Below are 13538 nucleotides of genomic sequence, written 5' to 3' on the forward strand. Positions count from 1 at the left end.
CTTTCTAGCCAATTTTTGTTACCGAATTATCTAACCTCTACAATTCTGAGGCTACCCGCGAAGGATCTTGCACTTGCAGCGGTTCAACACTCCACTCCTTAACGAGTTTTTCCAGTGAATCTTAGAGTACAAACTTTGGTCTCTTGGTAATCATTTTCTGGCTAAGGTTCTTCGGGAGTACCCTCAGAATGACTGCCTCCATTAGTTTTTTCGAAATACTAAAGTTTAGGTTTTACCCCTCCACAAGGTTCGATTAATAGCCATAAACTAGTAGATGTTAATAAAAGAAGCAGTTTGGAGTAAAGAAGAAAGACATTGCCTGTCTCGATTGGTGGTTTAGCTAAATATCGATTATCGTAATTTAGGCAAACGTCGTTTTACCTCCTTTACCCCGATTCTGCTTACACTCAGTATGTTCTTTTACTTTAAAAAAATGTACCCCAAAAAACCCATTGCTACTTTTTATCTCTCACTGTCACTCATGAAATCCTACTATCTAATACCACATCGTTGGGTTACCAATTGTTTTTTGTTATGAAACTCTCTCAGGGTGATACTTTCTCCCGCACATTTGTACTCCAGCATATCTTTCATTTGCTCCGGATTTTTCCGGCACCACACTTCCACCATTAAATCAGAAACAAGATCTAAGCCTTGAGGACGGTTGGGCGTGGAATACTCCAGCTCTTCGGCATCCACCCACAGTGGCATATTTACAATCAATACCGTGGAAGTTAATTCAGTAACAACCTCCCCGCGCACCAAATTGATTTCTTTTTGGGCCGCTTCAGCATTTCCGGTAAACAGCATGTAGGTATTCATCTTTATTTACAATAAACTTACAGGGTGATTTTTGTTACTGGGATATCACCTTAATCCCGAGGAACCGCCCATGAGTTCAACATGGGCGATACAGAAGGACTTTATGGAACCTGTTTTAAGGCCCCATACTTTTTATTTCTCCAATCATCGTACTCGTTATTACAACACACCTGAATATAGACCACGGCATTTGCATTCACATCACTATAAAGTATATTTGCCACTACCACTTTTGTGGTATATTGTACTCCCCTTATCTTTGATTACGTTGGCTAAGGGATTAATATCCTTAACTTTAAACTATCTATCTTATGTCAAGTAACAGTATAGACTACTCCGTTACCCCGCTAAAACCATACATTCGATTAACCAATAGCGGCAATGATTATACCCTTTGGGTGATGGTACCCCTGCCCCTTGGATACTATTTGAAAAGCGATGACAACCCGCAAATTATAGACGATCCGCAAAACGATACGGTAAACGTCAATATTTACGTGGAAGGCCCCCAGGAAGCCCCGACTGATGAATGGTATGCGGCCCCTCTGAAAATAGCCTTGCCCAGCCCGGATGAAGCGCCTATTAAAATTTCTGGAGAGACCCCCATTATTGTGAAGGTTTATTTGGATGATCCTGAGTTCGAGGGCGAATCAAAGACCAAGTACAACGAGTCGGACGGTGGCTAAAAATTTTGTTTACTTAAGTTTTACAGAAATGAAAGCTTCTACCCTCTGTTTTTTCCTTTGCTTAGCCATTGCTTTAACATGTCATGCAAAATCATATCAACAAGCAGACAGCCTGAGCTATATCTATGCGGATAAAGCAGAGGAATTTTATCCGCTTGAACTCGACTCCAGTCGCTATTACGCTGAAAGGGTGTTGGAGCGCCTACATCTTCAGGAAAAACCTTCTTCCTTAGAAGAAGAAATGCTAATCTTACTCGGAAGAATACATAACCAACTTGGAGAGCTCGATAAATCAGAGACCTATTACACTGAAGGGCAAGATTTAAGCCGCAACAAAGGCAACTTCAATGTGATAGCATCTGCAAATTACCAATTGGGTTTACTATCTAGGAAAAGAAACCATTATGATCAAGCCTTAAAATATTTCCAGAATAGCCTAAAAACCTGGAAGGATTTAAACAATATAAGTGAGCAGGCCAAAGTCTATAATAGCATGGGCATTTTATTCCGCCATTGGGGTAAAACGGATTCATCGCTTAAATATCTAAATTTAAGTATAGAGAAAAGTAAAGAATCGGGTAACCAAAATACCTTGGCTAATGCATTCCTAAGTCTGGGTAATCTCAAAGCAGAACAGTCTCAATTTGATGAGGCCAAAAGATATTATGAGCAATATCAGGAAATTCAGAAAGCCCGTAATGATTCGATGGCCCTGGTTTTAGCCACTACAAACTTGGGTAACCTATATTTGGAACAAGGTATTTACGATCAGGCCCTAAATAAATACTTGGAGAATCTTCGCTTCTTAGAAGCCAACGAAATCACTAATGAATCTTTAGGTCATGTATATAACAATATTGGCAATGTGTATCGCAGACAGAACAACTTCGAAAGAGCCTTAGAGTATTATGACCAAGCACTTTCCGTATATAATGGTATAAATTCTATCATTGGAAAGGCCGATGTAATGCGTAATATCGGTGAAGTCTATAATGATTGGGGTAAAAGAGACTCTGCTCTAACCTACCTCGAATTAGCTACCAATGAATATGGTCAACAAAATCAACTTCAAAAAGCCGGAACCTTATATTTATCCGGTAGAATTTTTTATAGCTCCCGGGATTTTGAAAAAGCGATAAACTACTATTCCGAAGCAGCCGAAATTTATGAAGACTACAATGATGACCGAAATTTAGCCCTTATCTACAATGGCATTGGCGTGTGCCATTTCTTCCTGGAAAACTACGACACCGCTTACGAGTACTATCAACGTGCCTACGAGAAAAGCCTGGCTTCTAACTACCTGCAGCTCAAGAAGAACACCCTTTTCAACATGTACGAAATTTACGAGATGCGCGGGGAGTACGAACAGGCTTTGGAGACTTATCTTCTTTATACCGAGAAAAAAGACAGCCTGATGAATGAGCAACAAACGCGCGACATCATGGAGCTGACCACCAAGTATGAAACGGAGAAAAAGGATGCAGAAATCAGCTTACTGCAGGCCGAACAGGAACGTAACGAAGCCCTCATTGAAACGCGCACGGCCCAGCGCAGCTCGCTCTTTTTTGGAGTGATTGCACTCTTGATTTTGCTCATCGCCATTGCCTGGTGGTTCATCTACAAGATCCGCAAAGAGAAAATCATTGCCGCTCAAAACCAACAAATCTTCCAACAGGAAATCGATTCGCTCATGGAGCAGCAACAGCTGGAGTCGGTGCAGGCTATGCTGGAAGGACAGGATAAAGAGCGCAAACGCCTGGCCGCCGAACTGCACGACCGCCTCGGCAGTCTGCTCTCGCTGGTGAAACTGTATTTTAGCTCTATGGATAAGAACATCAAGGAAAGTAAACCGGAGCTGTACAGGTCTTTCCAGGACGGCAAAGATATCCTGGACGACACCTTCCGCGAAGTCCGTGAGATCATCAAAGAAATGAACGACAGCAAAGTATCCGGCCAGGGACTGGAAAACGACATCCACGGGCTGCTGCAAAAAATTGACAAGTTTGGCATCAACATCCAAAGCAACATCCAGCTTTCCGGCTCTTACCCCGATTCGGTGGAACTGAACTTGTACCGTATCATTCAGGAAGCCCTGAGCAACGCCCTCAAATACTCCCGTGCCGACACCATCCACCTCATGGTCAGCGATGTTGGGAATGAACTCCACGTAGAAATTAAAGATAACGGTCAGGGCTTTGAGCCTTCATCCGTTAACAGTGGCAACCAAACCGATAAAAGCTACGGCTTGGAAAACATGAAGAACCGCGCCAAACTTATCAACGGAAGTTTTAGTTTACAGACCAAGCCGGAACAGGGTGTTAAGATCGCCATCACCGTTCCCAAACAAGAAGCCGAAGAACCTATTTTGACTACAGAACAGTCCCATGATTAACGTTGTACTGGTTGACGATCACAAAGTATTTCTGCAGGGCGTGGAATCGCTGCTTTCTTCCGACCCGGAGCTAAATGTACTCAAGAAATTCACCGACGGCACCGACTTTTTCCGGTATATGAAGGAAGGCGAACATCCCGATGTGCTGCTGCTGGATATTGAGATGAAAGGCATCAGCGGCGTGGAAGTTGCGGAGAATGTAATTCAGCTATACCCTGAAGTTCACGTGATCATGCTCAGTACCTACTTCAGTGAAGAATTCGTAGACAAGCTAGTGAATACGGGTATCTCAGGCTACCTGTTGAAAAGCACAGATTTTGAAGACCTTATCAAGGCCATCAAAAACGTGGCAAATGGGAAATTCAGCTGCAGTCCGGAGATCATGGACATTTTGGTGAAGGGATACAAGTCGGCCGGCAGTGCAGATAAAGGTGACTCGGAGGAAGATGACGGTCCGCTTACCGAACGGGAGCTGGAAATGCTGCAGCTTATCGCCGATGAATACACCACCAAAGAGATTGCCGAAAAAATCTACATCAGCGAACATACCGTAAAAACCCATCGCAAAAACCTGATGCAAAAGCTGGATGTAAAAAACACCGCCGGATTGGTTAAAAAGGGATATATCCTCGGGTTGATTGAGTGATTGGTGTGCGGTGTGCGGTGTGCGGTGACATGTAAAGTCTATTCGAACCAATCAAACAGCTTTTCTTTTTTGAACAGTGATTTAGGGGGTTAATGAGAACTTTGAGCTCTTAAAAAACCACTCGCTCCAATCGCTCCGCGTTGGAGCGAAAACGTAGGTCGGGCAGTTTGCCCGACTAGTGGCTGCATCAAAACAGAACAAGGATTATGTGGATGATTATGGATGTGTATGGGATTTCGTTTGTGAGTACGTGTCCAATTTTCGAAAAACACCTGTTCTCTCCATACATCGGGGCGAAAATTCCACTTTTTCCTGGGTGTTCTTTTTACCGATATGTAGTCCCTACGGGACAAGTTTTGATACTACCTTTTTGTTTTGAACCTGGATTAATGGGATTGATCAGATTGACACGGATTATTCTTTCGGATCCTATTCAAAGCATATTCCCCAATTTTCGGTAACCATCTATTCCCTCCACCCATCGGGGCGAAAATTTACCCTCTAATTCCTTTTTTATCCACCCACCAATCGTTCCTATGGAACGTGTTTATGATCCGTAGGATCATTTGGTGGGTAGCCCCGGACAAGCCAAGCGAGGCGGGCTCATTCCGTGCGTAACAGATAGAACAGAGGGAAACAAGTCCCGTTAGGGACGGCCGAATATAGCCACGGATTTTAATCCGGGAAAAGAAAGCAACCTCCGCCCCTTTGTTGTACATGTGATGCTGGTTATTCAGAGGTTGGGTATTTTGCTAGCTAAAGAACTGTGATAGCTGTGATATTTATGATGTTCTGTGATAAGAAATAGCATCACAATGCTTCAAACCCTTCACATGATGTCAGTTCAAAATTATCACACCAAAAAATACACCAGGCCGGCACCGCCGACGATCCAGCAATAATAGGCAAAGTAGTGAAATCCTTTTTTCTTGAGGATTATGATGAGGTATTTAAGCGCATAGTAACCGGATATAAAAGCAGCCAGGAAACCTACCACGAGATTTATTAACTCGGCATCGGATACACCGAGTTCAATCAAATCTTTAACCTCCAGCAGCATAGCACCGGCAATGACTGGAATCAGCATAAGGAAAGAAAAGTTAGCCGCCTCTTCCCTTTTCACATTCAGCCAAAGAGCCGCTGAGATGGTAGAACCAGAACGACTTATACCGGGAATCATCGCAAAAGACTGGGCTATACCAATCAGGAAACTTTTAGGGAGATTGACATCCTTAAAGGTATCACCTACAAAACGGGTAGAAAAGAGCAGCAATCCCGTTACCAAAAGCATCACGCATACCAGCATGGGATCGCCAAAAATAGACTCAACCTGTTCTTCCAGGGTAAAACCAACCAACATGGCAGGGATCATACTCACCAGGATAAAACCAATGGTTTTTACGTTCGGATCTTCTTTACCGGCAGAAGGAGATTTCAAGAAATTCAGCCCGGAAACAATTAAATCCCAAATAATTTTACGGTAGTAAATGAGGATACTGCAGAGTGTTCCAAAGTGTACTACCACCTCAAAAGTGATGCCTGTTTCTACCTCAACCCCCAGGATTTGCTTCCCTAACACCAGGTGGCCCGAACTGCTGATGGGCAAGAATTCTGTCAACCCCTGAATGATCCCTAATAAAAAAGATTGTAAAACGTCCATTTTTCTTATTTTATCGCTTTTTTAAGGCGAGAAAATAATCATATCATCAACGAATACTAAATTAAAGAATCTAAAGACTTCAGACATGAGTGAATACGCAATGGACATGGAAGCATTGGGCGAGAAGATTGAGAAAACCAGTGCCTTTATTGATGACATCCGCAATGAACTAGAGAAGGTAATTATTGGTCAACGGTATATGATTGACCGCCTGCTGTTGGGGCTGTTGACCAATGGACACGTACTGCTTGAAGGGGTGCCCGGGCTGGCGAAGACCCTGACGGTTTCCAGCCTTGCAACGGTGTTAAACACTGATTTTCAGCGTATTCAGTTCACCCCCGACCTGCTGCCGGCCGATCTGATTGGTACGCTCATCTACAATCAAAAAGAAGCAGAGTTCCTGGTTAAGAAAGGTCCTATTTTTGCGAACATCATCCTGGCCGATGAGATCAACCGTTCGCCTGCCAAAGTACAAAGTGCCCTGCTCGAAGCCATGCAGGAGAAACAAGTGACCATTGGCGAAAACACCTACACACTGGAAGAGCCTTTCCTTGTGCTTGCCACCCAGAACCCGGTAGAACAAGAAGGAACCTACCCGCTGCCTGAAGCACAGGTTGACCGTTTTATGCTGAAGCTGAAAATTGATTATCCTACTGAAAAGGAAGAAATGGAAATCATGCGCCGGATGGCTAAAACGGGCAAGAAGGAAAAACTGGCTACGGTGGTAGATCCTGAGAAAATCCTTGAAGCCCGCAGCACCATCAATGAAATTTATATGGATGAGAAGGTAGAGCAGTACATTGTTGACCTTGTGTTTGCCACCCGAAAGCCCAAAAATTACAATCTGAAGGAACTGGAAGATTTGATCAGTTTTGGGGCTTCCCCACGTGCTACTATCAACCTCAACCTGGCCTCAAGGGCACACGCTTTTATGGAACACCGTGCTTATGTAACGCCGGAAGATGTTCGCACCATCGCGATGGATGTCCTGCGGCACCGCATCATTCCTACTTTTGAGGCTGAAGCTGAAGAAGTTGGGCCTGAGGATATCGTTAAAAAGATTATGAACACCGTTCAGGTGCCATAGTTTTTTTCCACAGGCAAGTTGATGCCTAAGTTGCTAATTATATAAGCCGGGAAGATGTTCTTTCCGGCTTTTTTCTTGATTTCTCTCCTTCCATCAGTTTTAAAAATCTGTAACAAACATAAAAAGCACTTCTCATTTGAACCATTTATTGTCGATACTTGGTTTATATAATGAGGTCATTTCCAACAAAGCTATTCAGTAGTTGAGCAGATTTAAGAATTACATATCTGTACTGTTTTTTGCGTTAGCGATTACAGGAACCATGCTTTCTATGGTTCATTACCATAGTGCGGGTTTGGAATGTCTGGATCATGCCGATGAGCAACATTATATACACAACGAAGTGCTCTGCCCGGTTTCCGGGATTGTTGCGGTTTCCGGTCAGGAGTCTCAGCCTGTTTTTGCTGATCTGTTACCTTTTCCTGAAACAGTTTACATCCATTCCCCTCTTTATTTATCCGCTCAACCCTTTGTACAGCTACTGGGACGCGCCCCACCTGCATAGATTTAAGTATTAACTCTACCCAACTGCTTCTAAAAGCAGTTAGTTATTCTATTTCTCAACGTACTTAAATCTTATTATATCCATGAAAAAAGCACATATTTTATCAGCGGTGAAGTCCGTCTTTACTTTCGTAATCCTTGTAGCCATTGCCACAGCTTGTTCCAATTCCACTTCAAATGATGAAGAGCATGAGCATCCTGAACCAGAAGGAGCTTTACTTACCCTTAATGGAGAGGTTGTAGTTGCAAAATATCCTGACAACGACAATTTAATCAACAACTTCCCTTCTGTCACTGCAGGAGATCAAACGGGACTGATTACGGTTCAATTTATTGATCATGATGGCGACCCGGTAGAAATTGAAGAGCCTGAGGCTTACCTGAGATTCAATATCTCAAATTCTTCCGTTATAGATGTAGAACAGCCAGAAGATTGGGCTTTTCTTGTCACGGCATTATCAGAAGGTTCTGCTGAGCTGACTATGGAACTGATGCATGAGGATCATCCCGATTTTACCCTTCCTGCTTTCACCATAGAAGTAATGGCTGCTGAATAAATTGAAAACACTGTTTATTCATATTCTGTTTTTGGCAGGAGTATTCTCTTCGGGGAATGCTCTGGCCGAAGACAGTTACCTTTTATCCGGATTTATAACTGACGCAGAGAGCGGCGAACCTGTCTCTTTTGCCTATGTTCATATAGAAGAACTAAATCGAACCGCCGTTGCTGATGCCGACGGTTACTATGAAATTAAAAACGTACCTGCCGGCAATTTTACTTTGTCTATCCACCGAGTGGGTTATCGTACCCAAACGCGAGAAATTGCCATCAAAGAAAGCGACCAAACCATTCATATTAAATTAAAACCAACGGTTTTAGGTTCTCAATCAGTAGATATTGTGGGCATGGCCGACAATATGGAAGGCTCGAATCTGCAGCATGCATCCAAAAAAGTGATGGGTTCGGATTTACGCCGCAATCTGGGAAACACCTTATCTGAAACGCTCTCCAACTTACCCGGTTTTGATGAACGGAGTATGGGCAGTGCGCCAGGACGTCCCGTAATTCGAGGCCTGGGGGATGAACGCGTACTTATTTTACAGGATGGTGTTCGTTCCGGGGATGTGTCGGCACAATCGGCCGATCATGCCGTAACCATCGATCCGATCTCAGCCCAGGAAGTAGAAGTAGCCCGTGGTCCACAGGCGCTGGCTTATGGTGCCAATGCCATAGGCGGGGTGATCAACGTGGTGCGCAACCAGATTGAAACCAGTGTGCCATCCCGTACACATGGCAGCCTCACCCTGAATGGAGAGTCCGTCAATACTGGTTTTTCAGGTGCCGTGGATGCCACCATTCCTTATAAAGATTTTGCCTTAAGCCTAAATGTAAATGGCCGGCTGGCTAATAATGTATCCACTCCGCTGGGCGAAATTAAGAATACCTATTACGAATCCACTAACAATGCAGCCGGACTTAGTTGGGTTCAAGACTGGGGGTATGTAGGCGGAGCTTTTAGCAGCTATTTCAATAACTACGGCATCCCGCCCGATCCGCAAGGTCATCCCAACGGCGTAGATATTGAAATGGAAAAATTTCAATATGATGGTAAAGCGGAATTCCTGGTTCGCAACAATTTCCTGAAAGTGATTGAAGCCGAGATTTCTCTTAAAAACTACACGCATAAAGAAATCGAATCGAACGGCAGCTTAGGCACTCAGTTTGGCCTGGTAACGACTAATGCTGAAATCAAAGCCACGCATAATTCATTGGGTTTTCTCGATAGCGGAACTTTTGGTATTTGGAGTGAAGTGGAAGATTATGCAGTGATCGGTTCCAGCACGCCGGATGCCAACAGCTATAAAATCGGCTCTTATCTGATTGAGGAAGCAAATATGGGCAAATTGCACCTCGAAAGTGGATTACGTTTTGACTGGGTACTTAACAAACCGGTTGATAACGAACCTAACTCCTCTATTGGAAACATCCGCGAACGTAGTTTCCCTGCTTTATCAAGCTCTTTTGCAGCAATCTACTCATTAGGCAATGGACTTTCAGTTGGAACCAGTCTATTGCATTCTTTCCGTGCTCCTTCACTTGAAGAACTCTATTCTGAAGGTCCGCATCTGGCGTCTTATTCATATGAAATTGGAAATCCTGAGCTGGAACCGGAACGAGGATTGGCTAAAGAAATATTCATCCGGTATCAATCACAGCGTGCAAACGCCGAAGCTGCTGTTTTCCATAATGGCTTTAGCAACTACTTGTATGCCCGGGATACCGGCAGGCCCAGCAACCGTTTTCCCGATTTAAACACTTACCAGTTTGTAGGAGCCAATGCGGAATTATACGGGGTTGAGTTTTCCGCGGAGGTTCAACTTCTACGGCACATTGTAGCTGACGGCAGTTTTAGCTACACCATTGCAGAACGCAAAGTACCAGATGAAGAGCAAGAGGCAACGGGCTACGAAAATAATACACGCCCCCTGCCCCAGATCCCACCAATGAAAGCACAATTTGGGCTTAAGTACACTAAGAGTGGCTTTGAGCTTGGTTCCCACGTAAGATTAGCCGCTGACCAAACACGGACCGGTGAATTCGAAACGCCAACTGAAGGCTACACGTTGGTAGACACTTTTGCCCAATATCGCCTGGAAGGTAAATCTTTGATGCACACCTTTTCCCTGAACATCAACAATCTGCTGAACCAGGAATATTACAATCACTTATCACGTATCAAAGATTTGCGTCCGGAGCCCGGTATTAATGTGAGCTTGCTATACCGGCTTTATTTTTAGCAACTGGCAAGTTCAGAATCTTATTTTTTGACCTCACCTAAATCCTCTCCTTTATAAGGAAAGGATTTTTCGTAGTAACTAAAAGTTCTGTAGCCAATCATATTTTAGATGTACATCAAAGCGTCCTCCTCCTTACCAAGGAGGAGACAGAGGAGGTCAAAATGGGTGATTCACAGACATCTGCTGTAGTTCAGCCTCATTACTTGATAAATTTCCAATACCATAGCTTTTTGCTTACAGCTCCCACACGCAAAGCCCCATTCCTCTACCTCACCTAAATCCTCTCCTTCACAAGGAGAGGACTTTTCGTAGTAACTAAAAGTTCTGTAGCTAATCATATTTTAGATGTGCAGCAAAGCGTCCTCCTCCTTAAGGAGGAGACAGAGGAGGTTGGTATGCTTGCTTTAAAACCGTAATTGATAAGTATATACCAGCTCAAAAAAATAAAGCGCATAAAAAAACCCCGGAAGTATCCGTTCCGGGGTTATTGTTAGGTTTCAGCTCATTTAAGGAGTAAGATGAGACTAATTTGTTTTGGGTATAAACATTAATCTATCCTATAATCTGTTTACAAGAGTATCTCGCCCCCCTATTTGTTACACTTTTTTTTGAAAAAAATTTTCGAATTCTTCTGAGAATTATTTTTCGGCCTATAACCAATTTAAACAGTGTTTTAACCCAAAAAAAGAACTCCGTTATTTGAAACCACTATCCAGAAAGTTCACTTTTTTTAAAACACTGATTCATCAATTTGTGCTTAAATGTTCGAAGCGTACCAATTTTTTCTTTAAACACATTAAATAAGCCCGTAAAAAATCAGGAGCATAAAAAAACCCCGGAAGTATCCGTTCCGGGGTTATTGTTAGGTTTCAGCTCATTTAAGGAGTAAGATGAGACTAATTCGTTTGGGTATAAACATTAATCTATCCTATAAGCTGTTTACAAGAGTATCTCGCTCCCCATTTGTTACACTTTTTTTGAAAAAAAATTCTAAAAATCAGAAACCGCCCTTATATGCCCCTGAAGTGCGTTTTTTTTTAGAAAAAAATGGTAGCCTTTTTAGGCGATCACTTTTAAAAAGAACGAATAGAAAAAACTCAGTGCTCACTATTTGTGCCGGAGTTGTTCTAATGCCCAAAGTTTTATCTCTGAAATATTAGATCCACCAAAAACTTCAAGCATAAAAAAACCCGGAGGGTTCAAGTCCGGGTTTCTATGTTAGGTTTCAGCTCATTTAAGGAGTAAGATGAGACTAACTGTTAGGGTATAAACATTAATCTTTCCCTATAAGCTGTATACAAGAGTAATCAGCACCCGATTTGTTACACTTTTTTTTTGAAAAAATTTTTTAAGATCGAAAAATGAGCCTAAATCCTTAAAAAGGATGACCTAAAAGGTCTTCAACAATCTATTTCATCATCTCTTAGCAATAAAACCTGCAAATCCCGCCATACCATTTCCCGGGCTTCATTTGAACCTCAAAAAGTATACCTTTGGATAAATCAAGTTACCAATTTACCATGAAGCCAACATATTGCAAGCGTACCCCTTTTTATTTACTTCTCCTTTTGCTGCTTACTTTCACAGCCTGCAGCACCATCAACTCTCTTTCCAACAGTGTCAGCAAGCCGGAGCTATCCGTTTCTGATGCTTCTGTTACTCACCTGAGCCTTCAGGATATCGAACTAACTTTCGATATAGCCATCAACAACCCAAACCCGGTTGCCGTTAACCTGGCCGACTACAACTACGACTTCCAGCTTAACGGTCAGTCATTTATAACCGGTGATCAGATTGAGAAAACAGAAATTCAAGCTTCCAGCTCCAGCACTATACAGGTGCCAGTCCGCTTTGGTTATCGCGAATTGTATGATCTTTTTACCAGCCTCAGGGATAAAGATGAAACCAGCTATGATTTTCTTTTCGAGGCCGGTATCAATGCGCCGGTTATTGGCCGCCTGAATGTACCAATAGAAAAAAGTGGAACGCTCCCGGTTATTAAACTGCCAAAGTTAAGCATCAAAAATGTTGCCCTTGAAAACCTTTCGCTTACCAAAGCCGATGTAGAGGTAAACCTCATTATTGACAACCCCAACGCTTTTGACCTTAGCTTTTCGAATTTCAATTACAACCTGAGCTTGAACGATACCTCCCCTATAAGCGGAACTATGGATCAAGCCATACACATCAATCAAAAATCTGAATCTGAAGTGACCGTACCCATTAGTTTAAGCCTGCTTGAGATGGGAGCTGCCCTCCAAAGCGTGCTAAGAGGCGGCGATGATATTGAATACAGTCTGGAGGGCAGTTCCACGGTAGATGCCTCCCTTCCCCTGTTTTCCCCTTCAACCTTTAACTTTGACCGAAGCGGCCTGGTTAACATCCAACGCTAAATCAATCACTAAAAAGGAGCACTTATTTTGACCTACGTTAGCTTTTTTGAAAGTCCGATTGGGTACCTGCGGATTCTCTCTAACGGTTCCGGTATCACCGAAATAAAATTCATGGATTTTGACGGGCCGGAAGATCCCGATGCGCATACTGAGTCAGCCAAGACCCAGCTTCGCGAATACTTTGCCGGCAACCGCAACCAGTTTCAGCTCAACCTGCTTCCCCAGGGTTCTGACTTTGAGCAAAAAATTTGGAAGCAGCTCCTGGAAATTCCTCAGGGCTCAACTACCAGCTATGGCGCTATCGCCAAAAAAATCGGCGATCCCAAAGCATCGCAAGCGGTGGGTAAAGCAAACGGAAAGAACCCGATCGCCATTGTCATTCCCTGCCACCGGGTCATTGGTTCCGATAATAAATTAACCGGCTATGCCGGCGGACCAGAACGCAAGGAATGGCTGCTTAAACATGAAGGCGCCCTGCTCATCTAACCAATTTTTACGGCTTGCTTGTCCGCTTTGTGGTACATTAGCCAAAAATCTGCTCATAAC

General features: G+C 43.3%; 11 protein-coding genes. 9 read left to right on the forward strand and 2 right to left on the reverse strand.

The features are described from left to right. Nucleotides 1–492 precede the first annotated feature (492 nt). The gene (locus FN815_RS13250; protein WP_142455128.1) at nucleotides 493–822 is read right to left on the reverse strand and encodes a hypothetical protein; all 330 of its coding nucleotides are present in this window, start codon (nucleotides 820–822) and stop codon (nucleotides 493–495) included. Nucleotides 823–1133: 311 nt separating this feature from the next. On the opposite strand from FN815_RS13250, the gene FN815_RS13255 reads away from it, so the two are divergent. Genes FN815_RS13255 through FN815_RS13265 form a run of 3 tightly spaced genes read left to right on the forward strand, consistent with a single transcriptional unit; the run spans nucleotide 1134 to nucleotide 4549 of the window. Then, entirely contained in the window at nucleotides 1134–1508 is a 375-nt protein-coding gene (locus FN815_RS13255) for a hypothetical protein (RefSeq protein ID WP_142455129.1), read from the forward strand. A 28-nt stretch (nucleotides 1509–1536) separates the two neighbouring features. Next, a complete protein-coding gene (locus FN815_RS13260) occupies nucleotides 1537–3903 on the forward strand; it encodes an ATP-binding protein (protein WP_185957303.1) in 2367 nt (788 codons plus the stop codon). Further along, nucleotides 3896–4549, forward strand: a complete 654-nt coding sequence (locus FN815_RS13265) for a response regulator (protein ID WP_142455131.1) — start codon at nucleotides 3896–3898, stop codon at nucleotides 4547–4549. Before FN815_RS13260 ends, FN815_RS13265 begins: the two co-directional genes overlap by 8 nt. Nucleotides 4550–5402: 853 nt before the next feature. On the opposite strand, the gene FN815_RS13270 is transcribed toward FN815_RS13265, so the two are convergent. Beyond that, on the reverse strand, nucleotides 5403–6209 hold the full coding sequence (locus tag FN815_RS13270) for an undecaprenyl-diphosphate phosphatase (protein ID WP_142455132.1): 807 nt from the start codon (nucleotides 6207–6209) through the stop codon (nucleotides 5403–5405). 85 nt (nucleotides 6210–6294) lie between these two features. Between FN815_RS13270 and FN815_RS13275 the strand changes: the two genes are divergently transcribed. From FN815_RS13275 to FN815_RS13300, 6 genes are all read left to right on the forward strand, one after another. Beyond that, complete coding sequence (locus tag FN815_RS13275) at nucleotides 6295–7296, forward strand: AAA family ATPase (protein WP_142455133.1); 1002 nt, start codon at nucleotides 6295–6297, stop codon at nucleotides 7294–7296. Between the two features lie 202 nt (nucleotides 7297–7498). After that, complete coding sequence (locus FN815_RS13280; protein WP_142455134.1) at nucleotides 7499–7801, forward strand: hypothetical protein; 303 nt, start codon at nucleotides 7499–7501, stop codon at nucleotides 7799–7801. Nucleotides 7802–7883: 82 nt separating this feature from the next. Then, on the forward strand, nucleotides 7884–8357 hold the full coding sequence (locus tag FN815_RS13285) for a hypothetical protein (RefSeq protein WP_142455135.1): 474 nt from the start codon (nucleotides 7884–7886) through the stop codon (nucleotides 8355–8357). A 1-nt stretch (nucleotide 8358) separates the two neighbouring features. Next, complete coding sequence (locus FN815_RS13290; protein ID WP_142455136.1) at nucleotides 8359–10599, forward strand: TonB-dependent receptor; 2241 nt, start codon at nucleotides 8359–8361, stop codon at nucleotides 10597–10599. A 1493-nt stretch (nucleotides 10600–12092) separates the two neighbouring features. Beyond that, nucleotides 12093–12992 (forward strand): LEA/WHy family protein, encoded by a 900-nt coding sequence (locus FN815_RS13295; protein WP_221930321.1) that lies wholly within the window; start codon nucleotides 12093–12095, stop codon nucleotides 12990–12992. A 27-nt stretch (nucleotides 12993–13019) separates the two neighbouring features. Then, nucleotides 13020–13478 (forward strand): methylated-DNA--[protein]-cysteine S-methyltransferase, encoded by a 459-nt coding sequence (locus FN815_RS13300; protein WP_142455138.1) that lies wholly within the window; start codon nucleotides 13020–13022, stop codon nucleotides 13476–13478. The last annotated feature ends 60 nt before the right edge of the window (nucleotides 13479–13538 follow it).

The organism is Gracilimonas mengyeensis (assembly GCF_900182705.1).
GTDB classification, from domain to species: Bacteria; Bacteroidota; Rhodothermia; order Balneolales; family Balneolaceae; genus Gracilimonas; species Gracilimonas mengyeensis.

Excerpts from the sequence above, each read along its gene's own strand:
- FN815_RS13275 (WP_142455133.1), top strand. The coding sequence starts at position 6,295 with ATGAGTGAATACGCAATGGACATGGAAGCATTGGGCGAGAAGATTGAG.
- FN815_RS13250 (WP_142455128.1), bottom strand. The coding sequence starts at position 822 with ATGAATACCTACATGCTGTTTACCGGAAATGCTGAAGCGGCCCAAAAA.
- FN815_RS13265 (WP_142455131.1), top strand. The coding sequence starts at position 3,896 with ATGATTAACGTTGTACTGGTTGACGATCACAAAGTATTTCTGCAGGGC.
- FN815_RS13255 (WP_142455129.1), top strand. The coding sequence starts at position 1,134 with ATGTCAAGTAACAGTATAGACTACTCCGTTACCCCGCTAAAACCATAC.
- FN815_RS13285 (WP_142455135.1), top strand. The coding sequence starts at position 7,884 with ATGAAAAAAGCACATATTTTATCAGCGGTGAAGTCCGTCTTTACTTTC.
- FN815_RS13270 (WP_142455132.1), bottom strand. The coding sequence starts at position 6,209 with ATGGACGTTTTACAATCTTTTTTATTAGGGATCATTCAGGGGTTGACA.
- FN815_RS13260 (WP_185957303.1), top strand. The coding sequence starts at position 1,537 with ATGAAAGCTTCTACCCTCTGTTTTTTCCTTTGCTTAGCCATTGCTTTA.